We start from the raw sequence: 25,610 nt of genomic DNA on the forward strand, positions 1-25,610 counted from the left end.
TCTGCGTCCCGCCTTGGGCTGAACTGAGGATTGGCTGAAAATCACTCGTCATCGATGTCGGTGGCTGGTGCGAGCGGCAGCCGCACCCGGAAGGTGGCACCACCGCCCGGCGTCTCGGTCACCTCGACGGTGCCCTGGTGGACGGTCACCAGCGCCGCCACGATGGCCAGGCCGAGACCGGTGCCGGTGTTGCCGTCGGTCCGCCGGGTACGCGAGGCGTCCACCCGGTAGAAGCGCTCGAAGACCCGCTCCGCCTGCTCGGCGGTGAGCCCCGGCCCGGTGTCGGCCACCTCGATCACCGCCAGGTTGCCGGGCTCGGCGCCCAGCCGCAACGTCACCGCCGCACCGGGCGGGGTGTGCCGCAGCGCGTTTGTCATCAGGTTGCCGATCACCTGCCGCAGCCGGGCGTCGTCGCCGCGTACCACGAGCGGCCCGGAGCCGGGCTCGATCTCCAACTCGATGCGCCGGTCCGGTGCCATCGCCCGGGCCGCCGCCACCGCGTCCGCGGCCAGTACCGGCAGCTCTATCGGGGCGAGCGACAGTGGTCGTTCGCGATCCAGTCGGGCCAGCAGCAGCAGGTCCTCCACCAGCAGCCCCATCCGGGCCGCCTCGTCCTCGATCCGGCGCAGCAGGTCGGAGGTCTGCCCAGGCGCCCGGGCCGCGCCCTGGCGGTACAGCTCGGCGAAGCCGCGGATGGTGGTCAGCGGGGTACGCAGCTCGTGCGAGGCGTCCGCGACGAACTGCCGCATCCGTTCCTCGGAGCGGCGGGCCCGGGCCTCGGAGATGCGGGCCCCCTCGGCGGCCTCCCGGGCCGCGGACTCCGACGCCGCCCGGGCGGTGAAGGCCATCTCGATCTGACTGAGCATCGCGTTCAGGGCCCGGGACAACCGACCCAGTTCCGAGGTCGGGCAGGGTTGGCCGTCCTCCGGGTCGGGGACCCGGCGACTGAGATCACCACCGGCGATGGCGGCGGCGGTGCGTTCGATCTCCACGAGCGGCTTGAGGCTGGTCCGGACGATCGCCGCGCCGATCGAGGCGAGCAGCACCAGCACCGCCCCACCGACCAGCAGGTCGATCCAGATGAGCCGCTTCACCGCCTGCTCCACGTCGGTGAGGTGCTGCCCGACCGCAGCCCACTGCCCGTTGGGTAGCTCGGTGTAGAGCATCCGCCAGCGCACGTCGGTGCCGCGCGCCCGGGTATCGAACGGTTTCCCGGCCAGTTGCTGGAAGCCGGCGGCGTCCTCGGGCCAGCGCGGCAGGTCGGCGGCGTCGAACCGGCGTTCGTCGAACCCGTAGTCCTTGACCAGCCCGGTGCTGCGGCTGGTCACCACCACCACGTAGTCGGTGGGGATGACCGAGTCGGGCGGGATGTAGACCTCCGCCCAGGGCTTGCCGGCCAGATCGCTCTCGATGGTTTCGACCGCGCTTGTCAGCTCCCCGTCCACCTGGTCGACCAGGTAGCTACGAAGAAAGATCGTGGTCAGTGAGGCGATCACCAGCAGCGCAGCGGCGACCAGGGTCAGCACGGCCGCGACCAGCTTGACCCGCAGCGGTACCGCGCGGAGCCGGAACTTGACCTGCTGTACCGCGTTCACGCCGCCGGCTTGCGCAGGACGTAACCGACGCCGCGCAGGGTGTGGATCAGCCGGGGATCGGTCGTGTCGACCTTGCGGCGCAGGTACGAGATGTACGACTCGACGATGTTGTCGTCGCCCCGGAAGTCGTAGTTCCACACGTGGTCGAGGATCTGCGCCTTGGACAGCACCCGGTTGGCGTTGAGCATCAGGTAGCGCAGCAGCTTGAACTCGGTCGGCGACAGCTGCACCCGCTGACCGGCCCGGTACACCTCGTGGGTCTCCTCGTCCAGCTCCAGGTCGGCGAAGGTGAGCCGGGCGGGCGCCTGCTCTCCGGTGCTGGTGCGGCGCAGCACCGCCCGGATCCGCGCGGTCAACTCCTCCAGGCTGAACGGCTTGGTCACGTAGTCGTCACCGCCCAGCGTGAGCCCGCGGATCTTGTCGTCGGTGGCGTCGCGGGCGGTGAGGAAGACCACCGGCGTGCGGGTGCCGCCCTCGCGCATCATCCGGATCACCTCGAACCCGTCGAGGTCCGGCAGCATCACGTCGAGCACCACCAGGTCGGGGCGATGGTCCCGGGCCGCGCTCAGCGCGGCGCTGCCGCTGGTGGCGGTGGCCACGTCGAATCCCGCGAAGCGCAGGCTCGCGGAGAGCAGCTCGAGGATGTTGGGATCGTCCTCGACGACGAGCAGTCGCGCCTCGGTCTGGGTAGCGGCCATGCCGCCCATCATCCGCGCAGACACTGCGCCTCCGCTGGGCGGATCCTGGAAAAACCCTGTGAGCGCCCGGGTCGACCCGCTGCTTCGGCCACCCGGGTCCACCCGGCTCCGGCGGTCAGGCGGCCAGCGGCAGCTCCGGCTCCCCCGCCACCGGGCCGGGGGATGTCGCGGCCGCAGGCCGGATCGTCACCGGCAGCACCGCCGCTGCCGCACGCGCCGGCGCGTGAACCGGCTGGGTGGGCCCGGCGACCACCGGGGCCGGTCGCGCGGCTGACATCGACGGTACGAGGTGCACGGCCGCTTCGGCGACCCGGGCGAGCGCCCGCCGATCAGCGGACCGTCCGGGGTGCAGCGGCGCGGCGATGTCGACGCAGACCGTCAGCTTCCGCACGGCGAGCATCCGCCGCACCGATCGCAGCAGGGTCTCGTCGCCGACGAAAGCCGGTGCCGTGGTGGTCTCGCCGGTCACCCCGCAGCGGTAGCCGATCCGCAGTGGTACGACAGGGGCCCCGGCGTCGATCGCGGCCTGGAACATCGCCGGCCGGAAACCGGTCGGTGGACGGCAGGAGGCCGAGGCGCCGCACCAGGTGGTGCCCTCCGGAAAGACCGCCACCGAACGACCCGACCGCAACGCCGAGGCGACCCGGCCCACCGTCGCGGGCAGCCCACGCGGGCGGGAACGGTCCACGAACACGGTGCCGGCGGCGCGGGCGAGCAGTCCGATCAGTGGCCACCGGCGTACCTCGTGCTTGGCGACCAGCCGGGCCGGAGCGACCGCGAGCAGCGCCAGGACGTCCCACCAGGAGACGTGGTTGGCCACCAGCAGGGCCCGCCGTCGGGGCAGCCGACCGCGTACTTCGAGGCGTACGCCGCAGGCGCGGGCCGTGGTCCGGGCCCAGCCGCGCAGTGCGGCCCTACGCTCCCGGTTCGGCAGCGCCGGAAGCACGACCGCCAGTCCGATGCCGAGCCCGAGCATGCCGAGCAGGCCGACGGCACGGCCCAGCTGCCGGATCAGCGGGATGACGGGGGCTTCGCCCGGGCCGGGGAGACAGTCCGGACCGCAGCCGGAGCTGGGCCGCCACAGCGGGCTCACGGCTGCCCGCCGAGGAAGTGCCGCAGGTAACGCGGGTTGATCCGGTCCATCGAGAGCAGGACGTAGAAGTCGGCCACCCCGAAGTCCGGGTCGTACGCCGGTTCGCCACAGATCTGGGCGCCGAGCCGCAGGTAGCCGCGAAGCAAGGGCGGAACCAGCTTGGCCGATCCGGGGATCGTCTCGGTCGGCGCACCCGGTTCGGCGAACCAGGGGCGCAGCGGCCGGACCCGCAGCGGTGCCGGTGCCAGGTGCTTCGCCCGCGCCTGGGCCCAGACCTCGGCGGCGGCGAGGCCACCGTCGGCCACCGGTACGGAGGCACACCCGCCGAGCCAGCGCAACCCGCGCAGGTGCAGGTAGCGGGCGATGCCCGCCCACATCAGGTTGATCACGGCTCCGCTGCGGTGCGCGGGGTGCACACACGAGCGACCGGCCTCGACCAGTTGGGTACGCAACGGGTCGAGCGCGCTCAGGTCGAACTCGCCCTCGGCGTAGCGGCGGGTGGTACGCCCCGGCGGAAGCAGCCGGTACGTGCCGACCACCTCGCCGCTGCTCTCCTGACGCACCACCAGGTGGTCGCAGTACGTGTCGAAGACATCACGGTCGAGGCCAGCCGCGTCGACGGACACGGTGGCGCCCAATTCGCCGGCGAACACCTGATGACGCAGGCGTTGCGCGGCCTCGACCTGGCTGGGGCTGTCGGCGATCGAGAGGGTGTAGCCGCTTGTCGTCAGTGCGACGTCCACGGCTGGCAGAACGGCCATGCCACCTGTGTAGCGCCCGGTCGGTTGCCGGCCATGGTGACCAGCGGTGTCGATCCGGTGAACGCCGGTCGGCGACCGGTGGCCGACCCGCCGCGCCGGGCGTCGGCGACGGCGTGCGAGGCTTCCGTGTCGGCGACGAGGCCGGGCTGGCGGAGGGGCTTGATGATCATCGAGGGACGTTTCAACGGCCCACCGGGCTCGGGCAACGGCGGATGGAGCGCCGGGGTCTTCGCCACCGCGTACGGCGGAAACGGTCCGGTCGAGGTGACCCTGCGCCGACCGCCGCCGCTGGACACCCCGCTGACGCTCGTCGACGCCCAGGTACGCGACCCGGCCGGCGAGGTGATCGCGCAGTTGCGCACGGCGGGTGACCTCGGCGAAGCGGTCCCGCCGGTGGACCTGGCGACCGCCCGGGCCGCCTCGGCGGCATACCCGGGGCTGGTGGAGCACCCGTTCCCCGGCTGCTACGTCTGCGGTCCGCAGCGCGCCGACGGCCTCCGGATCTTTCCGGGTCGGCTGCCCGACGGCCGGACGGCCGCGCCGGTACGGGCGCCCCGGCAGGTCGTCCTCGCCACGGTCTGGGCCGCCCTGGACTGCCCCGGCGGCTGGGCGGTGATCGGCGCCGGCCGCCCGTACGTGCTGGGGCGGATCGCGGCCCGGATCGCGGCGTTGCCCCGCCCCGGCGACGAGTGTGTGGTGACCGGCGCGGTGACCGGCACCGACGGCCGCAAGGCGTTCGTGCACACCAGCCTGTACGCCCCGGACGGCCGCCCGCTCGGTCACGCCCGGGCCACCTGGATCGCCGTGTAGACACGACGGCCGATCGGCTCGTACCTGGGGATGAGACGGCTCCTGCCTGAGGCGGACCACGATTTCCCGAGCGAGCCCGATTGAATTGCTTGACCATTAACGTCACGCTGTGCAACGGCGCAAATCGGCGCCACACGGGAGGAGAACGATGACCGACGGGCGACCAAGCCCCACCAACGACGCACAGATCGTGGTTTCCGGTCTGACCAAGCGGTACCGCAAGGTACTCGCGGTCAACAACCTGTCGTTCACGGTCGAACCGGGTCGGGTCACCGGCTTCCTCGGCCCGAACGGTGCGGGTAAGACCACCACCCTGAGGATGCTGCTGAACCTGGTCACCCCGACCGCCGGCGGGGCCACCATCGGTGGTCAGCGCTACCCCGACCTGGCCGACCCGCTGCGGCACGTCGGCGCGGTCCTGGAGGCGTCCAGCGCACACAAGGGCCGCACCGGCGTCAACCACCTGCGGGTGATCTGCGCGGCCGCCGGGCTGCCTCGGGAGCGGGCCGACCAGGCGTTGGACCTGGTCGGGTTGACCCCTGCGGCCAAGCGCAAGTTCAAGGGCTACTCGCTGGGCATGAAACAGCGACTCGGCATCGCCGCGGCGATGCTCGGCGACCCGCGGGTGCTGATCCTCGACGAACCGGCCAACGGGCTGGACCCGGAGGGCATCCGGTGGATGCGCGGGTTCCTCAAGGGCCTGGCCGCCGAGGGCCGCACCGTGCTCGTCTCCAGCCACCTGCTCTCGGAGATGCAGTTGCTGGCCGACGACGTGGTGATCATCGCGGCCGGACAGCTGGTCCGGCAGGGTCCGGTCGACCAGGTGATCGGGTCCATGGCGCAGGGCGTCCGGGTGCGGGTCCGCACCCCGCAGGCCGACGCGCTGACCGCCGCGCTGAAGGACGGGCCGGCCACGGTGGAGAGCGACGGGCAGGGCGCGCTGCTGATCGGCGGGGTCGACGCCCCGGCGGTGGGTCGGGCGGCCCTGGCCGCCGGTGTGGAACTGCACGAGCTGACCACTGAACGACCCGACCTGGAACGCGTGTTCCTGGAACTGACGGCCGGAAAGGCGGGCATCCGATGAGCAACCTTGTCCGCTCCGAACTGCTCAAGATCCGTACGACCAGCACCTGGTGGTGGCTGGCCATCGGGGCGTTCCTGTCGATCGCCATGGCCTTCGCCTTCAACGCGTGGCTGGCCACCGAGACGCTCAGCGGCGGTGGCGAGGAGTTCGGCTACACCGGCGACGCCGCCTCCGCGCCGGCCCAGGCGGCGAACCTCTACACCTCGGGGCAGTACCTGGGGCTGATGTTCGTGATGCTCATCGGCATCCTCATGGTGACCAACGAGTTCTTCCACCAGACCGCGACCACGACGTTCCTGGCCACCCCGCGACGCACCTCGGTGATCGTCAGCAAGCTCGTCGCGGCCAGCCTGCTCGGCTTCGCGTTCTGGCTGGTGACCACGATCATCGATCTCGCCGCCGGTGCGACGTTCCTGTCCCTCAACGACTACGGCACCCAGCTCGGCGAGTGGGAGGTCCAGCGGGCCCTGCTGCTCAACCTGATGGCGTACGCGATCTGGACGGTGCTCGGCGTGGGCATCGGCACGCTGATCACCAACCAGTTGGGCGCGGTGATCACCGCCTCGGTGCTCTACCTGATCGGCACCCAGGTGGTGGGGCTGCTCTTCCTGCTGCTGGCGAACCTGCTGGACAACATGGCCGTGATCAAGTGGCAGGTGCTCTGGCCGGCCGCCGCCTCCCAGGTCATGATCACGCCAGGCGAGAACGAGATGTTGCCGGTGTGGTGGGTCGGCGCACTCGTGCTGGTGGGCTACGCCGTGGTCAGCGGCGTGGCCGGGATCCTCATCACCCGGCGCCGCGACATCTCCTGACACCCCGGGCGGCCGACTCGGTCGCCCCACCCCGACGGGCCCGGTGCACCGGTGGACAGCCGGCGCACCGGGCCCGTCGGCCGTAGCAGCGATCAAGGGAATACGCAGCGCTTACCGAACTTCTGGCATCCTCTGTGAATCCGACCACGGGACGGAGGCGGAAATGCCTCAGGGTCGGCTACGGCGTAGCCTGGAACCGTCCTGTGCGTCCGTCCCGGCGCACCGGGCACCGCGTGACACACAAACCCGCGTGAAAGAGGCGATTACCGGCCGTGTCGACCCAGCAGACTTCGCAGGAGAACCCACTGGCGGGTTTCGGCCCGAACGAGTGGATCGTCGAGGAGATGTACCAGCGCTACCTCGCCGATCCCAGCAGCGTCGACCCGGCCTGGCACGACTTCTTCGCCGACTACCGGCCCGGCCAGAACACAGCGGGCAGCGGTGACGGGCGGCCGGCCACCACCGCGGAGACCAAGGAAGCCACCCCGGCCAGAACCGAGGCGGCCACCAGGAGCGAACCGACGGTCCAGGCCGAGCCGGCGGCCAAGAGCGACCGCCAGCCGGCGGCGGAGACCTCGAAGCCGGCGTCCGGCGCGGCCAAGTCGACCACCGCGAAGCCGGCCGCCCCCAAGCCGGCCGCCGCCAAGCCCGCCGCCGGCAAGGCCGAGCCGACGAAGAGCCAGCCGACCCGGACCGCACCCACCGCCAACGGGCCACAGACCACGCCGCTGCGCGGCGTGGCTGCCAAGATCGTCCAGAACATGGACGCTTCGCTGGCCGTACCGACCGCGACGAGCGTCCGAGCCGTGCCGGCAAAGCTCCTGGTCGACAACCGCATTGTGATCAACAACCACCTCGCCCGGGGGCGCGGCGGCAAGGTCAGCTTCACCCACCTGATCGGCTACGCCCTGGTGCGGGCGCTTGTCGCGCATCCGGAGATGAACAACTCCTTCGCCGAGGTCGACGGCAAGCCGGTGATGGTCCGTCCCGAGCACGTCAACCTGGGCATCGCCATCGACCTGACCAAGCCCGACGGCAGCCGCAACCTGGTGGTTCCCTCCATCAAGGCCTGCGAGCAGATGGACTTCCGGCAGTTCTGGCAGGCGTACGAGGACGTGGTCCGGCGCGCCCGGCGCAACGAGCTGACCATGGAGGACTACTCCGGCACCACCATCTCGCTGACCAACCCCGGCGGCATCGGCACGGTGCACTCCATGCCGCGACTGATGCAGGGCCAGAGCGCGATCGTCGGGGTCGGCGCCATGGAGTACCCGGCGCCGTACCAGGGCATGAGCGAGGCCACCCTGGCCGAGCTGGCGGTCAGCAAGGTCATCACGCTGACCAGCACGTACGACCACCGGATCATCCAGGGCGCGCAGTCCGGCGAGTTCCTCAAGGTCATGCACGAGCTGATGCTCGGCGAGCACGGCTTCTACGACCAGATCTTCACCTCGCTGCGGATCCCCTACGAGCCGGTGCGCTGGATGCGCGACGTCGCGGTCGACAGCGAGGGGCAGATCAACAAGACCGCCCGGGTCCACGAGCTGATCCACTCCTACCGGGTGCGTGGTCATCTGATGGCCGACACCGACCCGCTGGAGTTCAAGATCCGTAAGCACCCGGATCTGGACGTCCTCCAGCACGGGCTGACCCTGTGGGACCTGGACCGCACCTTCCCGGTCAACGGCTTCGCCGGCCGTCAGCGGATGAAGCTGCGGGAGATCCTCGGGGTCCTACGCGACTCGTACTGCCGCCGCGTCGGCATCGAGTACATGCACATCCAGGACCCGGCCGAGCGCCGCTGGATCCAGGAGCGGGTCGAGCGCAAGTACGAGAAGCCGCCGGCCGGCGAGCAGAAGCACGTGCTCAACCGGCTCAACGCGGCCGAGGCCTTCGAGACCTTCCTCCAGACCAAGTACGTCGGCCAGAAGCGCTTCTCGCTGGAGGGCGGTGAGTCGCTGATTCCGCTGCTCGGTGAGGTGCTGGAGGCGTCCGCCGAGAACGACCTGGACGAGGTCGTCATCGGCATGGCCCACCGGGGCCGCCTCAACGTGCTGGCCAACATCGTCGGCAAACCGTACGAGAAGATCTTCTCCGAGTTCGAGGGACACCTGGACCCACGCTCCACCCAGGGCTCGGGCGACGTGAAGTACCACCTGGGCCAGAACGGCAAGTTCACCACTCCCGACGGCGACCACGCCGTGAAGGTCTCGGTGGTGGCGAACCCGTCGCACCTGGAGGCCGTCGATCCGGTGCTGGAGGGGATCGTCCGGGCCAAGCAGGACCGCATCGACCTCAAGCTGGAGGGCTACACCGTGCTGCCGCTGGCGGTGCACGGCGACGCGGCCTTCGCCGGCCAGGGTGTGGTGGCCGAAACGCTCAACCTCTCCCAGTTGCGCGGTTACCGCACCGGCGGGACGGTCCACGTGGTGGTCAACAACCAGGTCGGTTTCACCACCGCGCCGGAGTACAGCCGCTCCAGCCTCTACAGCACCGACGTGGCCCGGATGATCCAGGCCCCGATCTTCCACGTCAACGGCGACGACCCGGAGGCCGTCGTCCGGGTGGCCCGGCTCGCCTTCGAGTACCGCCAGGCGTTCAACAAGGACGTCGTCATCGACCTGGTCTGCTACCGGCGGCGCGGGCACAACGAGGGTGACGACCCCTCGATGTCCAACCCCCAGATGTACCGGATCATCGACTCGAAGCGCTCGGTCCGCAAGCTCTACACCGAGGAGCTGATCGGGCGGGGTGACATCACCCTGGAAGACGCCGAGGAACTGCTGCGCGACTACCAGGCGCAGCTGGAGCGGGTCTTCAAGGCGACCCGCGACGCGGCCAGCACGCCGCGTCAGCTGAGCCGCCCGCCCCGGCAGGACGAACCCGAGCCGCAGGTGGAGACGGCGACCGAGGCGTCGGTCGTCAAGGCCATCGGTGAGGCGCACGTCAACCTGCCCGACGGCTTCACCCCGCACAAGCGGATCCGGCAGCTGCTCGACCGGCGGGCCCGGATGGCCGTCGAGGGCAACATCGACTGGGGCTTCGGCGAGATCATCGCCTTCGGTGCGCTGCTGCACGACGGGGTCACCGTCCGGCTCGCCGGGCAGGACTCGCGTCGCGGCACCTTCGTGCAGCGGCACGCCTCGATCGTCGACGCGGAGACCGGCGACGACTACCTGCCGCTGCAGTCGCTCACCGCCGACGGCGAGCGCTCCCGGCTCTTCGTGCACGACTCGCTGCTGAGCGAGTACGCGGCGATGGGCTTCGAGTACGGCTACTCGGTGGAGAATCTCGATGCGCTGGTCTGCTGGGAGGCGCAGTTCGGCGACTTCGTCAACGGCTCCCAGTCGGTGATCGACGAGTTCATCTCCTCGGGCGAGGTGAAGTGGGGCCAGCGGTCCGCGGTGACCCTGCTGTTGCCGCACGGCCACGAGGGTCAGGGGCCGGACCACACCTCCGGCCGCCCGGAGCGCTTCCTCCAGCTCTGCGCCGAGGACAACATGCGGGTGGCGAACCCGACCACCCCGGCGAACTACTTCCACCTGCTGCGCCGGCAGGCTCTGTCGCCCAAGCGCAAGCCGCTCGTGGTGTTCACGCCGAAGTCGCTGCTGCGGCACAAGCTCTGCGTCTCATCCGTGGAGGACTTCACCACCGGCACCTTCTCCCCGGTGTTGGCCGACCCGGCGGCCGGCAACCCCGAGCGGGTCAAGCGGGTGCTGCTCTGCTCGGGCAAGGTCTACTACGACCTGTTCCAGGCCCGGCAGGAGCGCGGCATCAGCAACACGGCGATCATCCGGCTGGAGCAGCTCTACCCGATGCCGGTGGAGGAGATCCGGGCCGCGCTCGCGCAGTTCCCGAACGCGGAGGACTTCGCCTGGGTGCAGGAGGAGCCGGCCAACCAGGGTGCCTGGTCGTTCGTCGCGCTCAACCTGCTGGAGCACCTCGACGGTGTCCGGCTGCGCCGCATCTCCCGCCCGGCCGCTGCGGCGCCGGCCGTCGGCTCGGCGAAGATGCACGAGGTCGAGCAGGCCGCGCTGATCGAGGCGGCCCTGCCCCGCCCCTGACGAGAAACTGACCCGGTCCCGTCCCGCCCCAAGGTGGGGCGGGACCGGCCGGCTTCACCGGAAACGCCGGTGAGGAAGCGAGTAGAGCCATGTACTTCACCGACCGGGGCATCGAGGAACTTGTCGAGCGGCGCGGCGAGGAGCAGGTCAGCCTGGAGTGGCTGGGCGCGCGGCTGCGTGACTTCGTCGACCTGAACCCGGAGTTCGAGACCCCGATCGAACGGTTCGCCACCTGGCTGGCCCGGCTCGACGACGAAGACGACGACTGATGAGCCGGCCCGGTCCGAGGACCCACGCGGGAACAACCCTGATCTTGTAGCGTGAGAGCGTGGCCCGGAGCGTTTACCTGACCAGTGTCGGCTCGGGCGGGGGTAAGTCGACGATCGCCCTCGGCCTCGCCGAGCTGCTGTCCCGACAGGTCGGCGGGATCGGCGTGTTCCGGCCGCTGGTCGCGCAGGATCGCCCCGACCCGATCCTCACCCTGCTCAGCGAGCGTTACCGGGTGGGGCTACCGGTGGCGGACCTGCACGGCACCACGTACGCCGAGGCCACCGCCCTGGTCGCCGACGGTCGTCGGGAGGAGTTGATCTCCCGGATCGTCGAGCGCTACCGGGAGGTGGAGCGGCGGTTCGCGGCGATGGTCGTGGTGGGCAGTGACTTCGCCACCGCCGGTGACACCGCCGGCCCGCGCGAGCTGGCCTTCAACGCCCGGCTGGCAACGGAGTTCGGCAGCGTCGTGGTCCCGGTGGTCGACGGCTACGGGCAGCAGCCGTCGGCGATCGCCGCCGCCGCCCGGGGCGCCTACCACGATCTCGCGGACCTCGGCGCGACCGTGCTCGCGGTGCTGGCCAACCGGGTTCCCGGGGCGATGGCGCTGCCCCGGCTGCCGGTCCCCGCGTACGCCATCCCGGAGGTGCCGAGCGTGTCCGCACCGACGGTGGCGGAGGTGGCGGGCGCCCTGGGTGCCACGCTGCTGGCCGGTGACGAGACCGCCCTCGCCCGCGACGTGCTCGATTACGTCGTCGGTGCGGCGCACGTGCCGACCCTGCTGGAGCACCTGACCGAGGGCGCGCTGCTGATCATGCCCGGTGACCGGGACGATCTACTGGTGGCGGCGAGCGCCGCGCACGTCGCCGGTCAGGTGTCGCTGGCCGGGTTGGTGCTCACCCTCGGGGTGCCGCCCGATCCTCGGGCGATGCGTCTGGTGGAGGCACTGAACGCCCGACTCGCGGTGCTCTCGGTGACCAGCGACAGCTATCACACGGTGGCCGCGTCGAGCCGGATCGAGGGCCGGCCCAGCACCGGTAACCCCCGGAAGGTGGAGGCCGCGCTGGGTGCCTTCGAGGCGCATGTGGACACCGTCGAGCTGGCCGGCCGACTCCGGGTCAGCCGGTCCGCCCGGGTCACCCCGTTGATGTTCGAGTACGACCTGATCGACCGGGCCCGCGCCGGACGGCGGCATCTGGTGCTGCCGGAGGGCACCGAGGAACGGATCCTGCGCGCCGCCGAGATCCTGCTGCGCCGGGGAGTGGCCGACCTGACCCTGCTCGGCCGGTCGGAGGAGGTCGCCCGGCGGGCCCGGGAGCTGGGGCTGGACATCGCCGAGGCCCGGGTGGTGGACCCGGCGAGCAGCCCGTGGCGCGACGAGTTCGCCGAGGCGTACGCGAAGCTGCGCGCGCATCGGGGCATGACCGCCGAGCTGGCACACGACATCGTCGCTCAACCGAACTACTTCGGCACCATGATGGTGTGGGCGGGCCACGCCGACGGCATGGTCTCCGGTGCCACGCACACCACGGCAGCGACCATCCGGCCGGCCTTCGAGATCGTCAAGACCATGCCGGAGGTCTCCGTCGCCTCAAGCGTGTTCTTCATGCTGCTCGCCGACCGGGTGCTGGTCTACGGCGACTGCGCGGTCAACCGCGACCCGGACGCCGCCCAGCTCGCCGACATCGCCATCTCCTCGGCGGACACCGCGGCCCGGTTCGGCATCGAACCCCGGGTGGCGATGCTGTCCTATTCGACCGGCGCCTCGGGCGCCGGCGAGGACGTGGAGAAGGTCGCGGCGGCCACCGAGTTGGTTCGGCAACGCCGACCCGAACTGGCCATCGAGGGCCCGATCCAGTACGACGCGGCCATCGACCCGGCCGTGGCCGCCACCAAGCTGCCCGGCAGCGCGGTCGCCGGCCGCGCGACGGTCTTCATCTTTCCCGACCTGAACACCGGCAACAACACCTACAAGGCGGTGCAGCGCTCGGCCGGAGCGGTGGCCGTCGGGCCGGTCATGCAGGGCCTGCGCCGGCCGGTCAACGATCTCTCCCGGGGAGCCACCGTGCCGGACATCGTCAACACGGTGGCGATCACCGCCATCCAGGCCGCCGCACTCGCCGAGGTGCCCCGGTGAGCAAGGTGCTGGTGCTCAACAGCGGGTCGTCGTCGATCAAGTACCGGCTGTACGACGGCGACCGCGTGCTGGACAAGGGCACCGTGGAACGGATCGGTGAGCCCGGCGGCGGACCGGACGACCACACCGGAGCGATCCGGCAGATCCTGGCCGGGCTGGACCTGAGCGGCCTTACCGTCGTGGGTCACCGGGTGGTGCACGGCGGCCGCCGGTTCACCGCACCGACACTCGTCGACGACGCGGTGCTGGCCGCCATCGCCGAACTGGTGCCGCTGGCACCGCTGCACAACCCGGCGAACCTAGCCGGCATCGAGGTGGCCCGCCAGGCCCTGCCGGAGGTGCCGCAGGTCGCCGTCTTCGACACCGCGTTCCACCACACGCTGCCCGACTCCGCCGCCACGTACGCGATCGACCGCGAGGTCGCCCAGCGGTACGCGATCCGGCGGTACGGTTTCCACGGCACCTCCCACGCGTACGTGTCTCGGCGCACCGCGGACCTGCTGGACCGGCCCTACGAGGAGATCAACACGATCACGCTGCACCTGGGCAACGGCGCCAGCGCGTGCGCGGTGGCCGGCGGCCGGAGCGTCGCCACCTCGATGGGCATGTCGCCGCTGGAGGGTCTGGTGATGGGCACCCGCAGTGGTGACCTCGATCCGACGATCGTGTTCCACCTGCGCCGCGAGGGCGGCCTGGGCGTCGACGAGATCGACGACCTGCTCAACCACCGCAGCGGCCTGCTCGGGCTCAGCGGGGTCAACGACATGCGCGAGCTGCTCGCCCATCGGGCGGCCGGCGACGAGGCCGCGGCGCTCGCCTTCGACGTCTACTGCCGCCGGATCACCGGCTACGTGGGTGCGTACTACGCGCTGCTCGGTCGGGTGGACGCGGTCACCTTCACCGCCGGGGTCGGCGAGCACGCGGCACCGGTACGCACGGCGGCGCTGGCCGGGCTCGACCGGCTCGGCATCACGGTCGACCCGGACCGTAACGCGGGCAGCGGCGACCGGCTCATCTCGCCGGAGGGCGCGGAGGTCGCCGTCTGCGTCATCGGCACCGACGAGGAGCGGGAGATCGCCCGTGCCGCCCGAGCCGTGGTCACAGCCGGCGGCCACTGACCCCCGCCGGGCGCGCGGCACGCCGGACGGTCAGCCGAAGGCGAGCCAGGTGGCAAGGGCGAGCAGTACCGCGGCGACCACGGCCGCTCCGATGATCAGACCGGTTCGCGACGCCGCCTCCGCCGGAGCGGCCTCCGGGTTGGCAAAGGCGCGGAACGCCTCGGTGTTGCCGCTCGGGTCGGTGTAGTTCTCAGCCATGCCGGGAACCTTAGCGAAGCCGATCCAGCCCTCCGCGCCCTGAACCACTCGCGATCTTGCACTTTCCGTCTCGACAATCATCAGCAAAACCGACATTCATCCGACCAGAAGTGCAAGATCCGTGCGACCGGACCGGTGGTGCCGGAGATCGGGCCGGGCACAATCGGAGTCATGTCACGTCGTGCTGCCGCTGCTCTGGTCGCCACTGCCCTCGTCGCCAGCGCTCTGGTCGGGTGTTCCACCGATCGTGAGCCCACCGAAGGTGCGGGTGCGCCCACACCAGAGGCAACCGCGGCTGCCACGCCGTCAGCACCGGCGATCCCCGCCGGCAGCGCCCCGGACGGCACCTTCGCACTCGGCGTACGGCAGCTCAAGCTGAACCGCGACGGCGACCGGCCGCTGCCGGTGACGCTCTGGTATCCAGCGGCCGGCCGGGCCGGGGGAAAGCCGACAAGTGGCGCCGACGCCGCCGACGGGAAGTTTCCGGTGATCATGTTCAGCCACGGCCTCGGTGGCCGTCCCGACGACTACGAGTCACTGCTGACCCGGTGGGCCTCGGCGGGCTTCGTGGTCGCCGCACCGACCTTTCCGAAGACCTCCCGTGGTGGCGGCGAGAACAACGTGCTCGACGTGCTCAACCAGCCGGCCGACGTGTCGTACGCACTGACCAGGGTGCTCGCCCTCGACGCCCGGGACGGTGACCCGCTACGCGGGCGGTTGGCCACCGACCGGGTGGCCGCCGCCGGCCACTCGGCGGGCGGGGTCACCACCATCGGGCTGTTCACCGCCGGCCGCGACGAGCGGCTGGCCGCCGGAATCGTCTTCGCCGGTACCGGCCTGGGGGTGGGCACCGCATTCGCCGGTGCCGCCGCCCCACAGCTGTTCGTGCACGGCGAGGCCGACGAGGTGGTGCAGTACGCCGCCGGCAAGGCCGTGTACGACAAGGTGCCGTGGCCGAAGGCGATGCTGAGCCTGCCCGACGGCGACCACGGCCGCGCCCTGCTGCGCGGCGAGGGTGCCGCACTGCGGGTGGTAGCCGACACCACCACCGAGTTCCTGCGCTGGACGCTCTACGGCGACGCCGAAGCCCGCAAGCGCATCCCCACCGCCGCCTCCCGCGACGACATCGCCACCCTCGACGACAACCTGTAACCCACGCAAACCACCGGGTCGAGGCCGCAAAATCAGGGATGTTGCGGCCTCAGCAGGCGCAGCAGGCTTGTTGGCCCCGGGGTGACTCAGGCGGTGTGGTCGACGACGACCTTGCCGAAGACGTCGCCGGAATGCAGGCGGGCGAAGGCGTCGCCGACGCGGCTGAACGGCACCACGCTGTCGATCACCGGACGCACCCCCCGCTCGGCGCAGAACGTCAGCAGGGTGGCCAGTTCGTCCGGCGTGCCCATCGAGGTGCCGAGGATCTCCAGTTGCATGGCGAAGACCCGGCGCAGGTTGACAGTCGGCTCGTGGCCGGCGGTCGCGCCGGAGACCACGATCCGGGCGCCCAGGGCGGCCGATTTCAACGAGTGGTCGAAGGTGGCCGCGCCGACCGTCTCGATCACCACGTCCACCCGTTCGGGCAGCCGGGCGCCCGGTTCCACGGCGGTCGCGCCCAGCTCGGTGATGCGCTCGCGTTTGGCGGCGTCGCGGCTGGTCGCGTACACCCGCTTGCCCATCGCGGCGGCCAGCGCGACGGCCGCGGTGGCCACGCCACCCCCGGCGCCCTGGACCAGGACCGCGTCGGCGTCGTCGACCCGGCCCTTGGTGGTGAGCATCCGCCAGGCCGTCAGCCAGGCCGTCGGCAGGCACGCGGCGTCGGTCGCCGCCAGCCCCGCCGGCAACGGCAGCAGGTTCGACCGGGGTACGGCCACCCGCTCGGCCAGCGTCCCGGGAAAGTGCTCGGAGAGGATGGACATTCCGCGCGGGTCGCCCGGTGTCGGCACGACGGGGTACACGACCACCTCGTTGCCGTCCGGGTCCACCCCGGCCGCGTCGCAACCGAGGATCATCGGCAGCTGCTCGGCGCGGAGCCCGACGCCGCGCAGTGACCAGAGGTCGTGGTGGTTGAGCGAGCTGGCCGTGACGCGCAGCGTCACCCAGTCGCCGCCGGGCAGGCTCGGCTCGGGTTGCTCACCGACGGTGAGCGCGGCGAGCGGGTCGGCGTCGTCGAAACGGGAGGCGAAGGCGGCACGCATGATCCGCACCGTAACAAGCTGAGCGCCCGTTAAGAAGGGCCCTGCCCGCGCGCGGGCAGGGCCCTTCACACACCTCAGGCGCGGGCCACGCCGTCGCGGCGGGCCGCCTCCGCGACCGCGTCGGCGACCGCCGGTGCCACCCGCGGGTCCAGCGGCGAGGGCACGATGGCCTCGGGCGTGAGCGACTCGGCCACCACGGCGGCGATCGCGTCGGCCGCGGCGACCTTCATGGCGTCGGTGATCCGGCTGGCTCGGGCCTCCAGCGCACCCCGGAACACGCCCGGGAAGGCCAGCACGTTGTTGATCTGATTCGGGTAGTCACTGCGGCCGGTGGCGACCACCGCGACGTGTCGGGCAGCCACCTCCGGATCCACCTCCGGGGTGGGGTTGGCCAGCGCGAACACGATGCCGCCCGGGGCCATGCCGGCGACCGCCCGTTCGGGGATCAGCCCGCCGGAGACCCCGATCAGCACGTCGGCGTCGCGCAGCGCCTCGGTGACGTCGCCGTGCCGACCGTCGGCGTTCGTCAGTTCGGCGAGTTCGGCCTTCGACCCGGTGAGGCCGGCGCGTTGCCGGGAGATGATGCCCCGGGAGTCGCAGACCACCATCCGCTCCGGGTCCACCCCACCGGCCACCAGCATTCTGGTCACCGCCACGCCGGCTGCTCCCGCGCCGCTGACCGTCACCCGCAGGTCGCCGAGTTTGCGGTTGAGCAGCGTCGCGGCGTTGCGCAACGCGGCCAGCACGACGATCGCGGTGCCGTGCTGGTCGTCGTGGAAGACGGGGATGTCCAGCGCCTCGTCAAGCCGCCGCTCCACCTCGAAGCACCGGGGTGCGCTGATGTCCTCCAGGTTGATGCCGCCGAACGACGGCGCGAGTGCGGTGACCACCGCGATGATCTCGTCCACGTCCTGGGTGGCCAGGCAGACCGGTACCGCGTCCACTCCGCCGAACTGCTTGAACAGCACGGCCTTGCCCTCCATCACCGGCAGCGCGGCGCTCGGGCCGATGTTGCCGAGACCTAGTACGGCCGAGCCGTCGGTGACGACCGCGACGGCGCGCGAGGCCCAGGTGTAGTCGTGGGCGAGGGCCGGGTCGGCGGCGATCGCCTCGCAGACCCGGGCCACACCCGGGGTGTACGCGAGAGACAGGTCGTCCCGGCTGGTCAGCGGCACGGTCGAGACGACGGCCATCTTGCCGCCGCGGTGCAGTTGGAAGACGGGATCAGCAGGGTCCACGGTGGACGAAGACATGGTGACTCCAGAAGAATCGAGCAACTGGACCGGCCGGTCGAACGCACGGTGAGGCGAGCGAGCGGCGGCGGTGCGGGGGTCACCCGGGCACTTCCGAGCATAGTCACGCCCGGGGGTCCAGTATGTGAGCAGGTTCATAACGGTCGTGGCGGCACCCGACCGGGCCGGGGCCAGTACCGGGCCACCACCCGGCCCCGCACGTCCGCCACGCCGTAGGTGCGGGAGTCGTCGGTGACCAGGCCGTTGTCTCCGGCCAGCCACCAGCCGCCGCCGACCGGGCGGATCGCCCGCTTGACCACCAGCAGGTCCGGTCGGCTACGGAACACCGCGATCACCACGTCACCGGGCCGGGTCGCCCGGCCGCCCCGGCGCACCAACACCGCGTCGCCGTGCCGCAGCGTGGGTGCCATGGAGGGTCCGGTCACCAGCACGGCCGACAGCGGCCAGCGCAGCCGGGGGGCGGGCACGGGTTTCACCTCCAGCGGCCTCGGGGACCACCGTCCAGGAGTAATGTCGTCTTGGATCATCGCAAACTTCCCATGGAGGATCCCGATGCGACTTCCACGCATCCTTGCGCCCCGCGTGAGCGCCAGCGCCCACTGCGACCTGCCCTGCGGTGTCTACGACCCCGCGCAGGCCCGCATCGAGGCCGAGTCGGTGAAAATGATCTGCGAGAAGTACCAGGCCAACACCGACCCGGAATTCCGCACCAGGGCCATCCTGATCAAGGAGCAGCGGGCCGAGCTGGTCAAGCACCACCTCTGGGTGCTGTGGACCGACTACTTCAAGCCCCCGCACTTCGAGAAGTACCCGCACCTGCACCAGCTGTTCAACGAGGCCACCAAGCTGGCCGGCGCGGCTGGCGCCAAGGGTGCCACCGAGCCGGCCAAGGCGGACGAACTGCTCCAGAAGATCGACGAGATCTCCAAGATCTTCTGGGAGACCAAGCAGGCGTGACGTCGCCCGCGTACGGCACCTGAGTCTGGTTCATCGCGTCGGCGGTCGACGTGTCCCCTCGCGGACGCGCCGGCCGCCGACACGTTGGTCCGTCGACCTTGCCCCGAACGGCTTCCGGGCGGGGTTCACCCGTGCCGCTCGAACGCCGCGCTGAGGCGTCATCAACCGTATGGCGGCCCGAGCGGGTAGAGTCCCCGACCGGGGGGATGAGTGGTGACTCAACTGACCGGCCAGCCGACGACCGATGACGACATCGTGCACCTCACCGTGCCCGCTGACGGCGGATATCTGAGCGTGCTCCGTACCGCCACCGCCGGCCTCGCGGCCCGCCTCCAGTTCGCCCTGGACGAGATCGAGGATCTGCGCATCGCGGTCGACGAGGCATGCGCCATGCTGCTCGCCATCGCCGCTGCGGATGCCGAGCTGGACTGCCGCTTCTCGGTCACCGAGGACGCACTCACCGTCGAGGTGACCGTGCCGACGGTGCCCGGTGCCCGGCTGCCGGCGGAGTCGTCGTTCGCGTGGAAGGTGCTCACCGCGCTGACCACCTCGGCGGCGGCGCGGGCGGCCGACAGCCGGGCGACCATCTCGCTGCTCACCCGGCGCGCCTCCGGTTGGTGACCGGGCGCCCGGTCAGCTCACTCGAAGCCCAGAGCGCGGGTGGTCGGCGGGCTCACCAGCAACCAGGTCACGCCGACGCCGACCGCGATCAGCGGCACGCCGAGCCAGCCGAGCCCGCCCTGGATCATGAACCAGCCGATCGGCAGCAGCATGAGCTGAAGCACGATGGCCGGCGCGCGGGCACCGGCCCGCCGGCGCAGCAGTGCGCCGCCGAGCGCCCAGAGGGCGGCTGCGGCACCGATGGCGAAAGCCGTCACCAACAGCGCCGAGGTCAGGTCGGTGGCGGCGGCGGTCAGATCCGCGAAGATCAGCCAGGCGGCGACCAGCCCGACGGCGACCGACTGGCCGCGCAGTAGCCGGACCGCCCAACGCAGCGTGACGGGGGCCGGGTCGGAGTCGATGGTCACGCGGTCACGATACCGGTGGCGGTGCGGAGTATTGTGCCGGCCATGCGGGCCGTCCTGCTGGTCAATCCGAAGGCCACCACCACCAGTGAGCGTGCGCGTGACGTCCTCGTCCGAGCGCTGCGCAGTGAGGTCGACCTCTCCGTGCGGTACACCCGCCGGCGCGGCCACGCCACCACGCTGGCCCGGGAGGCCGCCGAGGAGGGCGTCGACGCCGTGGTCACCCTCGGTGGCGACGGCACGGTCAACGAGGTGGTCAACGGCCTGATGACAGCGACCACCGCGGGTGGCGCCGAACCGACCGCCGACCGGCTACCCGCCCTGGCCACCGTGCCGGGCGGTTCGACGAACGTCTTCGCCCGGGCGCTCGGCCTCCCCCGGGAATGGCCGGAAGGCGCCAGCATGATCATGGAGGGACTGCGGCTGGGCCGGCGCCGCACGATCGGCCTTGGCCGGGCCGACGACCGCTTCTTCACGTTCTGCGCCGGCTTCGGGCTCGACGCGTCGGTGATCCACCGGGTCGAGGAGGCGCGCCGCCGAGGTCGGGTCCCCTCCCCCTCGCTCTACTTCCGGGCCTTCAGCGCGCAGTTCCTGCTGGGCAACGAGCGACGGCACCCGGCCATCCAGCTGGAGCGCCCGGGCGAGGCGACCGAGGGTGAGCTGGCCACGATCATCGTGCAGAACACCGCCCCCTGGACGTACGTCGGGGACCGTGAGGTCAACCCGAATCCGGCCGCGTCGTTCGACCTGGGGCTGGACGTGCTGGCCCTGCGCCAGCTCGGCGTCGCCAGCACGACACGCACCGTGACGCAATTCTTCTCCTCGACGCCCGATCCGCGCGGTCGCCGAGTGCTGCGACTGCACGATGTGGACGAGTTCACGCTGGTCGCGAGCCGTCCGCAGGCGTTTCAGCTCGACGGCGACTATCTTGGCGAACGGGAAAAAGTCAGATTCACAAGCGTTCCCGCCGCACTCAGAGTAATCTGTTAGGTCTCCGGTACCACCGGGGTGAGGTAGTCGGCGGCACCCCCGACGCGACGGCTGCGACACCCGGGACGGATGCCGGAAATGTCAGCAATGCGCGGCGGACTGTACTATATTGATCCTCGACTGTGATACGACGGGTAGCCGGAGAGATCTGGAACCCGGACAAATGGGTTGTGGGCTTGCTCACCGTCCGGAGTTTTTCCGAGCGTCACCCTTGACATCGCGTGAGTTCGTGAAAGTATTCACAAGCGAACTTGAGTTACCGGGACATTGCCTGGACATGCTCGGCACGTTGAGCTTTTCCAGCAGCCCCCCGGGGCCAACAGCCTGCTCACGCACTGCCGAAATGACGGACGCGAACCGTCACCGTCGGCAATGCGGATGCATATAGGAAAAGCACCAACAAGCAACATCTGCCACCCATCCAGAATGAGGAGTGTTGCCGCCATGGACTGGCGTCACCATGCTGTCTGCCGCGACGAGGACCCGGAGCTGTTCTTCCCGATCGGGACGTCCGGTCCGGCTCTCCTGCAGGTCGAGCAGGCCAAGGCCGTCTGCCGGCGCTGCTCCGTGACCGACCAGTGCCTGCAGTGGGCACTGGAATCCGGTCAGGACGCTGGCGTCTGGGGCGGGATGAGCGAGGAGGAGCGGCGCGCCGTCAAGCGTCGCGGCGGCCTCCGGGTGCTGCGCGCTCACTCCGCCTGACCACCACACACGTACGAAGCAGAACGCCCCGGCCGGCTCAGCCCGCCGGGGCGTCCTGCTGCCCGCTCATGATCCCCACAACTTCCCTGATAGTGCTGCCTCCACGGGAAATGAGGCAGCAACAACCCTGAAGTTGCACGGCCCCCGAGCGGCAGAGTCGTCAGGTGGGGGTGGTTCGGCGGAGGATCAGGTCCACCAGGTCCGGCGCGTCGGTCAACGGGGACGCCACGGCGATCGCGCCAGCCGCCCGGGCAGATGCCGTCACCGCATCATGGAAGAGCCCGGGTGCCAGGAAATAGGCGGCAACGGCCACCCGTCGCGCGCCAGCCGCCCGGAGCCGGGTCACCGCCGCGCCGGCATCCGGCGGCGCCGCCGAGGCGTACGACACCCGGGTCGGAAGGTTCAGGGCCGAGCCCAACGCGGCGGCCACCCGGCCGACGGATCCGCGTGCCGCGGCGTCCCGGGTTCCCGCAGCGGCCAGCACCACAGCGTCATACGCGCCCGACTCCGCCTCGTCCAGCCGTCGTCGCAGCCCGGCCAGCAGCGCCGGGTCCACCTCACTACGCACCGGCCCGAGCACGTCGGTGACCCGCACCTGCATCGGTGGGCCGGATCGCTGGGCCGCCGCCACCGCCGCCGGGATGTCGACCCGGCGGTGGTAGGCGGCGGTCAACAGCAGCGGCACCAGCACTGCCCGGGAATGCCCGGCCGCGGCCAGCGCCTGTAGCGCCTCGGTCGGGCCGGGCTCGGTGTGGTCGAGCCAACTCGCCAACACCGGCGCACCCGGGCGCGCGGCGGCGACCGCCCGAGCCAGCGCCCTGGTCGCGTCGGCCGCGCGCGGATCGCGGCTGCCATGGGCGACCAGCAGCAGCGGCTCGTCAACCGGCCCGGAACCACTAACCGAACCCGGCGCGCCGGCCGGCCGGGGGGCGCTTGACCCGGCCGGGCCGGTTCCTCCGGTCAGACGTGCAGCCCGCACTCGGTCTTCTCGAACATCGCCCAGCGACCAGCCCGGGGATCCTCACCGGCTCCGGTCCGCCGAGTGCACGGCCAGCAGCCGATCGAGCCGTAGCCGCGCCGGAACAGCTCGTTGACCGGCACGTTCCACCTCGCGATGTACGCCTCGACATCCGCCTGCGTCCAGGCCGCGATCGGATTGACCTTCACCTTGCCCCGCCGCGCGTCGAAGGTGACCACCGGCGTGTTGGCGCGGGTCGGCGACTCGTCGCGACGCAGGCCGGCGGCCCACGCGTCATAGTCGGTCAGCGCCCGCTCCAGCGGTTCCACCTTGCGTAGCTGGCAGCATTCGTCCGGGGACCTGTTGAACAGCCGCGGTCCGTACTGGCCGTCCTGTTGACCGACGGTCAGTCGCGGCCGGATGGAGCGGACGTTCACCGGGAGCGTGCGGGCCACCTCGTCACGAACGGCGAGGGTCTCCGGGAAGTGCAGCCCGGTGTCGAGGAAGACCACGTCCACCCCGGGTGCGACCCGGGAGACCAGGTGGGCGAGGACGGCGTCGGCCATCGAGCTGGTCACGCAGAACCGGTCCCCGAAGGTCTCCGCCGCCCACCGCGCGATCTCCGGCGCGGGCGCGCCCTCCAGCTCCCGGCCGGCCCGTTCGGCGAGTGCCCGCAACTCGTCCGGATCGCGTCGGGACGGATCGGCGGTGGCCAGGGCGGTGGTGCCGACCAGGCCCAGGCCGGCGGCGGAGACCAGGGCGCTCACCGGTTCACCGCCCGGGAGAGCAGGCCGTTGAACCGGACCGTGAAGACCCGCGCACAGGCGTGGCACTCCCATGCGCCGTGCCCGGTCTCACTCGGCCGCAGATCCTCCTCGCCGCAGTACGGGCAGTACAGCGGCACGGAACGGGTCTCACCACTCATCGCAGTTCCTCCTCGTCGACCCGAATCACCCAGTTGGCGAACGTCTCGCCCTCGGTCCGGCCGGCCAGGTAGCGCCCGGCCAGCCGCTCGACGTACCCGGGCAGTTCCTCGGCGGTCGTCTTCAGGCCGCGCAGCTTGCGCCCGAAGCCGGCGGTGCGCCCCTCGGCCATGCCGAGCCCGCCGCCGAGATGCACCTGGAAACCCTCCACCTGCTGGCCGTCCGGCCCGGTCACCAACTGCCCCTTGAGGCCGATGTCGGCGACCTGCGTGCGGGCGCAGGCGTTGGGGCAGCCGTTGATGTGGATGGAGATGTCCGCGTCGAAGTCGCGCAGTCGCTGCTCCAACCGGGCCACCAGTTCCTCGCCGCGCGCCTTGGTCTCGACGATGGCGAGCTTGCAGTACTCGATGCCGGTGCAGGCCATGGTGCCGCGCCGCCAGGCCGACGGCTGGGCCTCCAGACCGATCTCACGCAGGCCCGCGACCAGGGACTCCGTCCGCTCCGGCGGCACGTCGAGCACCAGCAGCTTCTGGTACGGGGTGAGTCGCACCCGCCCGCTGCCGTGCGCCTCGATCACGTCCGCGAGCCGGGCGAGCTGGGCGCCGGAGACCCGCCCGACCACCGGGGCGGCGCCGACGTAGTTGCGGCCGTCGCGCTGCCGGTGCACGCCGATGTGGTCGATGGGCCGCTCCGGCAGTGTCGGGGCGGGGCCGTCGAGCAGCGTCCGGCCGAGGTACTCCTTCTCCAGCACCTCCCGGAACTTGGCCACACCCCAGTCGGCGACCAGGAACTTCAGCCGGGCGCGGTGGCGCAGCCGGCGGTAGCCGTAGTCGCGGAAGATCCCGACCACCCCGGCCCAGACGTCGGGTACCTCGGACAGCGGTACCCAGACGCCGAGCCGCTGGGCCAGCATCGGGTTGGTGGACAGCCCGCCGCCGACCCAGAGGTCGAAGCCCGGGCCGTGCTCCGGGTGGTCGACACCGAGGAAGGCGATGTCGTTCGCCTCGTACGGGGTGTCCACCAGCCAGGAGATCGAGGACTTGAACTTGCGCGGCAGGTTGGAGAACTGCTTGTCGCCGACGTACCGCTTGACGATCTCGTCGATGGCGGAGGTGGGGTCGATCCGCTCGGCCTCGGCCACCCCGGCCACCGGGCTGCCCAGCACGATCCGGGGACAGTCGCCGCACGCCTCGGTGGTCTGCAAGCCGACCGACTCCAGCCGCCGCCAGATCTCCGGCATGTCCTCGACGCGGATCCAGTGGTACTGGATGTTCTGCCGGTCGGTGATGTCCGCGGTGTCCCTGGCGAACTCCCGGGAGATCTCGGCGATGGTCCGCAGCTGGGTCAGGTCGAGCTGGCCACCGTCGACGCGTACCCGCAGCATGAAGAACTCGTCTTCCAGCTCGTGCGGTTCCAGCACGGCGGTACGTCCGCCGTCGATGCCCGCCTTCCGCTGGGTGTACAGACCCCACCACCGGAACCGTCCGCGCAGGTCCTGCGGGTCGATGGAGGCGAACCCACGGTGGGCGTAGATGTTCTCGATGCGGGCCCGGACGTTCAGCGGATCGTCGTCCTTCTTGATCCGCTCGTTGGGATTGAGGGGCTCCCGGTGCCCGAGCGCCCACTGGCCCTCACCACGGGGGCGCCGGGGCGCCCGCGGCGGGCGGGCCGGAATCTCGCTGACTGCCATCGCGGCGTCCTCCGTTGTCTGCTGCGCCTCGGTGGGGCTGGCGCGCGCGACGACCGGTTCCCGGAGGGACCGTGGACAGCGATGTCTCTGCACGGCCGGCGCGCTGCGTGCCCGAGGCAGGGATGGTCGGGCGTCGTCAGTGAGCCGGACAGATGGCGCTGCGCACGCGGCCGTAATCAACGTGGCGTCGAGCCACGAAGCGGCGCACGACAGCGGCAGTCATGCACGTCATGCTGCCACACCTCGGGCGGGGCGGCCAATGGTCCCGTGCGCGATCCCACAT

26 protein-coding genes are annotated in these 25,610 nt (G+C 71.2%); 12 read left to right on the forward strand and 14 right to left on the reverse strand.

What is annotated here, in order from left to right:
- Window positions 1–41 precede the first annotated feature (41 nt).
- The 5 genes from KBX00_RS14355 to KBX00_RS14375 all read right to left on the reverse strand — a co-directional run bounded on the left by KBX00_RS14355 (window position 42) and on the right by KBX00_RS14375 (window position 4,317).
- Window positions 42–1,595, reverse strand: coding sequence for a HAMP domain-containing sensor histidine kinase (locus KBX00_RS14355; protein WP_210827045.1), 1,554 nt, complete (start codon window positions 1,593–1,595; stop codon window positions 42–44).
- On the reverse strand, window positions 1,592–2,293 hold the full coding sequence (locus tag KBX00_RS14360; protein WP_099853003.1) for a response regulator transcription factor: 702 nt from the start codon (window positions 2,291–2,293) through the stop codon (window positions 1,592–1,594). The genes KBX00_RS14355 and KBX00_RS14360 overlap by 4 nt, the downstream gene beginning before the upstream one ends.
- 115 nt (window positions 2,294–2,408) lie before the next feature.
- Window positions 2,409–3,386 (reverse strand): 1-acyl-sn-glycerol-3-phosphate acyltransferase, encoded by a 978-nt coding sequence (locus KBX00_RS14365; RefSeq protein WP_210827046.1) that lies wholly within the window; start codon window positions 3,384–3,386, stop codon window positions 2,409–2,411.
- Complete coding sequence (locus tag KBX00_RS14370) at window positions 3,383–4,147, reverse strand: GNAT family N-acetyltransferase (protein ID WP_210827048.1); 765 nt, start codon at window positions 4,145–4,147, stop codon at window positions 3,383–3,385. Before KBX00_RS14370 ends, KBX00_RS14365 begins: the two co-directional genes overlap by 4 nt.
- A complete protein-coding gene (locus tag KBX00_RS14375; protein WP_210827050.1) occupies window positions 4,114–4,317 on the reverse strand; it encodes a hypothetical protein in 204 nt (67 codons plus the stop codon). The genes KBX00_RS14370 and KBX00_RS14375 overlap by 34 nt, the downstream gene beginning before the upstream one ends.
- Here KBX00_RS14375 and KBX00_RS14380 point away from each other — a divergent pair.
- The 7 genes from KBX00_RS14380 to KBX00_RS14410 all read left to right on the forward strand — a co-directional run bounded on the left by KBX00_RS14380 (window position 4,310) and on the right by KBX00_RS14410 (window position 14,439).
- Window positions 4,310–4,957: a hypothetical protein gene (locus tag KBX00_RS14380; protein WP_210827052.1), complete on the forward strand. Its 648-nt coding sequence runs from the start codon at window positions 4,310–4,312 to the stop codon at window positions 4,955–4,957. The two genes, KBX00_RS14375 and KBX00_RS14380, sit on opposite strands and share 8 nt — an antisense overlap.
- Window positions 4,958–5,105: 148 nt before the next feature.
- Entirely contained in the window at window positions 5,106–6,041 is a 936-nt protein-coding gene (locus KBX00_RS14385) for an ABC transporter ATP-binding protein (RefSeq protein WP_210827054.1), read from the forward strand.
- Window positions 6,038–6,853, forward strand: coding sequence for an ABC transporter permease (locus KBX00_RS14390; RefSeq protein ID WP_210827055.1), 816 nt, complete (start codon window positions 6,038–6,040; stop codon window positions 6,851–6,853). The genes KBX00_RS14385 and KBX00_RS14390 overlap by 4 nt, the downstream gene beginning before the upstream one ends.
- Window positions 6,854–7,125: 272 nt before the next feature.
- Window positions 7,126–10,917 carry a multifunctional oxoglutarate decarboxylase/oxoglutarate dehydrogenase thiamine pyrophosphate-binding subunit/dihydrolipoyllysine-residue succinyltransferase subunit gene (locus KBX00_RS14395; RefSeq protein WP_210827058.1) on the forward strand — a complete coding sequence of 1,264 codons (3,792 nt, stop codon included), beginning with the start codon at window positions 7,126–7,128 and terminating at the stop codon, window positions 10,915–10,917.
- Window positions 10,918–11,006: 89 nt separating this feature from the next.
- A complete protein-coding gene (locus tag KBX00_RS14400) occupies window positions 11,007–11,186 on the forward strand; it encodes a DUF6104 family protein (RefSeq protein WP_210827060.1) in 180 nt (59 codons plus the stop codon).
- 59 nt (window positions 11,187–11,245) lie between these two features.
- Window positions 11,246–13,321, forward strand: a complete 2,076-nt coding sequence (gene pta / locus KBX00_RS14405; protein WP_210827062.1) for a phosphate acetyltransferase — start codon at window positions 11,246–11,248, stop codon at window positions 13,319–13,321.
- Window positions 13,318–14,439, forward strand: a complete 1,122-nt coding sequence (locus tag KBX00_RS14410; RefSeq protein ID WP_210827064.1) for an acetate/propionate family kinase — start codon at window positions 13,318–13,320, stop codon at window positions 14,437–14,439. The genes pta and KBX00_RS14410 overlap by 4 nt, the downstream gene beginning before the upstream one ends.
- 30 nt (window positions 14,440–14,469) lie before the next feature.
- On the opposite strand, the gene KBX00_RS14415 is transcribed toward KBX00_RS14410, so the two are convergent.
- Window positions 14,470–14,637 carry a hypothetical protein gene (locus KBX00_RS14415; RefSeq protein WP_210827066.1) on the reverse strand — a complete coding sequence of 56 codons (168 nt, stop codon included), beginning with the start codon at window positions 14,635–14,637 and terminating at the stop codon, window positions 14,470–14,472.
- A gap of 171 nt (window positions 14,638–14,808) precedes the next feature.
- Between KBX00_RS14415 and KBX00_RS14420 the strand changes: the two genes are divergently transcribed.
- Window positions 14,809–15,789 carry a chlorophyllase gene (locus tag KBX00_RS14420; protein ID WP_210827068.1) on the forward strand — a complete coding sequence of 327 codons (981 nt, stop codon included), beginning with the start codon at window positions 14,809–14,811 and terminating at the stop codon, window positions 15,787–15,789.
- 86 nt (window positions 15,790–15,875) lie between these two features.
- Here KBX00_RS14420 and KBX00_RS14425 read toward each other — a convergent pair whose 3' ends face one another.
- The 3 genes from KBX00_RS14425 to KBX00_RS14435 all read right to left on the reverse strand — a co-directional run bounded on the left by KBX00_RS14425 (window position 15,876) and on the right by KBX00_RS14435 (window position 18,609).
- On the reverse strand, window positions 15,876–16,838 hold the full coding sequence (locus KBX00_RS14425; RefSeq protein ID WP_210827070.1) for a zinc-binding dehydrogenase: 963 nt from the start codon (window positions 16,836–16,838) through the stop codon (window positions 15,876–15,878).
- 65 nt (window positions 16,839–16,903) lie between these two features.
- Window positions 16,904–18,082, reverse strand: coding sequence for an NADP-dependent malic enzyme (locus tag KBX00_RS14430; RefSeq protein WP_210827073.1), 1,179 nt, complete (start codon window positions 18,080–18,082; stop codon window positions 16,904–16,906).
- Between the two features lie 134 nt (window positions 18,083–18,216).
- Window positions 18,217–18,609 carry a S24/S26 family peptidase gene (locus KBX00_RS14435; RefSeq protein WP_210827075.1) on the reverse strand — a complete coding sequence of 131 codons (393 nt, stop codon included), beginning with the start codon at window positions 18,607–18,609 and terminating at the stop codon, window positions 18,217–18,219.
- 25 nt (window positions 18,610–18,634) lie between these two features.
- Between KBX00_RS14435 and sodN the strand changes: the two genes are divergently transcribed.
- On the forward strand, window positions 18,635–19,039 hold the full coding sequence (gene sodN / locus KBX00_RS14440; RefSeq protein WP_210827077.1) for a superoxide dismutase, Ni: 405 nt from the start codon (window positions 18,635–18,637) through the stop codon (window positions 19,037–19,039).
- A gap of 213 nt (window positions 19,040–19,252) precedes the next feature.
- Window positions 19,253–19,660: an anti-sigma regulatory factor gene (locus tag KBX00_RS14445; protein ID WP_210827079.1), complete on the forward strand. Its 408-nt coding sequence runs from the start codon at window positions 19,253–19,255 to the stop codon at window positions 19,658–19,660.
- A gap of 17 nt (window positions 19,661–19,677) precedes the next feature.
- Here KBX00_RS14445 and KBX00_RS14450 read toward each other — a convergent pair whose 3' ends face one another.
- Window positions 19,678–20,067: a hypothetical protein gene (locus KBX00_RS14450; protein ID WP_210827081.1), complete on the reverse strand. Its 390-nt coding sequence runs from the start codon at window positions 20,065–20,067 to the stop codon at window positions 19,678–19,680.
- Window positions 20,068–20,109: 42 nt separating this feature from the next.
- Between KBX00_RS14450 and KBX00_RS14455 the strand changes: the two genes are divergently transcribed.
- Together KBX00_RS14455 and KBX00_RS14460 are read left to right on the forward strand one after the other, a co-directional pair.
- Window positions 20,110–21,054, forward strand: a complete 945-nt coding sequence (locus KBX00_RS14455) for a diacylglycerol kinase family protein (protein ID WP_210827083.1) — start codon at window positions 20,110–20,112, stop codon at window positions 21,052–21,054.
- Window positions 21,055–21,498: 444 nt separating this feature from the next.
- Window positions 21,499–21,756, forward strand: a complete 258-nt coding sequence (locus tag KBX00_RS14460) for a WhiB family transcriptional regulator (RefSeq protein WP_007072794.1) — start codon at window positions 21,499–21,501, stop codon at window positions 21,754–21,756.
- Window positions 21,757–21,916: 160 nt separating this feature from the next.
- On the opposite strand, the gene KBX00_RS14465 is transcribed toward KBX00_RS14460, so the two are convergent.
- The 4 genes from KBX00_RS14465 to KBX00_RS14480 form a co-directional block, all read right to left on the reverse strand.
- On the reverse strand, window positions 21,917–22,627 hold the full coding sequence (locus KBX00_RS14465; protein WP_210827340.1) for a sirohydrochlorin chelatase: 711 nt from the start codon (window positions 22,625–22,627) through the stop codon (window positions 21,917–21,919).
- An 89-nt stretch (window positions 22,628–22,716) separates the two neighbouring features.
- Window positions 22,717–23,481, reverse strand: a complete 765-nt coding sequence (locus tag KBX00_RS14470; RefSeq protein ID WP_210827092.1) for a phosphoadenylyl-sulfate reductase — start codon at window positions 23,479–23,481, stop codon at window positions 22,717–22,719.
- A complete protein-coding gene (locus tag KBX00_RS14475; protein ID WP_210827097.1) occupies window positions 23,478–23,639 on the reverse strand; it encodes a hypothetical protein in 162 nt (53 codons plus the stop codon). The genes KBX00_RS14470 and KBX00_RS14475 overlap by 4 nt, the downstream gene beginning before the upstream one ends.
- Window positions 23,636–25,327: a nitrite/sulfite reductase gene (locus KBX00_RS14480; protein WP_210827098.1), complete on the reverse strand. Its 1,692-nt coding sequence runs from the start codon at window positions 25,325–25,327 to the stop codon at window positions 23,636–23,638. The genes KBX00_RS14475 and KBX00_RS14480 overlap by 4 nt, the downstream gene beginning before the upstream one ends.
- Window positions 25,328–25,610: the final 283 nt, after the last annotated feature.

Source organism: Micromonospora sp. C95 (genome assembly GCF_018070465.1).
Taxonomy (GTDB): Bacteria; Actinomycetota; Actinomycetes; order Mycobacteriales; family Micromonosporaceae; genus Micromonospora.

Coding starts and splice junctions, on each gene's coding strand:
- KBX00_RS14360 (WP_099853003.1), bottom strand. CDS start 2,293: ATGGCCGCTACCCAGACCGAGGCGCGACTGCTCGTCGTCGAGGACGAT.
- KBX00_RS14370 (WP_210827048.1), bottom strand. CDS start 4,147: ATGGCCGTTCTGCCAGCCGTGGACGTCGCACTGACGACAAGCGGCTAC.
- KBX00_RS14380 (WP_210827052.1), top strand. CDS start 4,310: ATGATCATCGAGGGACGTTTCAACGGCCCACCGGGCTCGGGCAACGGC.
- KBX00_RS14375 (WP_210827050.1), bottom strand. CDS start 4,317: ATGATCATCAAGCCCCTCCGCCAGCCCGGCCTCGTCGCCGACACGGAA.
- KBX00_RS14385 (WP_210827054.1), top strand. CDS start 5,106: ATGACCGACGGGCGACCAAGCCCCACCAACGACGCACAGATCGTGGTT.
- KBX00_RS14390 (WP_210827055.1), top strand. CDS start 6,038: ATGAGCAACCTTGTCCGCTCCGAACTGCTCAAGATCCGTACGACCAGC.
- KBX00_RS14400 (WP_210827060.1), top strand. CDS start 11,007: ATGTACTTCACCGACCGGGGCATCGAGGAACTTGTCGAGCGGCGCGGC.
- KBX00_RS14415 (WP_210827066.1), bottom strand. CDS start 14,637: ATGGCTGAGAACTACACCGACCCGAGCGGCAACACCGAGGCGTTCCGC.
- KBX00_RS14420 (WP_210827068.1), top strand. CDS start 14,809: ATGTCACGTCGTGCTGCCGCTGCTCTGGTCGCCACTGCCCTCGTCGCC.
- KBX00_RS14430 (WP_210827073.1), bottom strand. CDS start 18,082: ATGTCTTCGTCCACCGTGGACCCTGCTGATCCCGTCTTCCAACTGCAC.
- KBX00_RS14435 (WP_210827075.1), bottom strand. CDS start 18,609: ATGATCCAAGACGACATTACTCCTGGACGGTGGTCCCCGAGGCCGCTG.
- sodN (WP_210827077.1), top strand. CDS start 18,635: ATGCGACTTCCACGCATCCTTGCGCCCCGCGTGAGCGCCAGCGCCCAC.
- KBX00_RS14455 (WP_210827083.1), top strand. CDS start 20,110: ATGCGGGCCGTCCTGCTGGTCAATCCGAAGGCCACCACCACCAGTGAG.
- KBX00_RS14460 (WP_007072794.1), top strand. CDS start 21,499: ATGGACTGGCGTCACCATGCTGTCTGCCGCGACGAGGACCCGGAGCTG.
- KBX00_RS14475 (WP_210827097.1), bottom strand. CDS start 23,639: ATGAGTGGTGAGACCCGTTCCGTGCCGCTGTACTGCCCGTACTGCGGC.
- KBX00_RS14480 (WP_210827098.1), bottom strand. CDS start 25,327: ATGGCAGTCAGCGAGATTCCGGCCCGCCCGCCGCGGGCGCCCCGGCGC.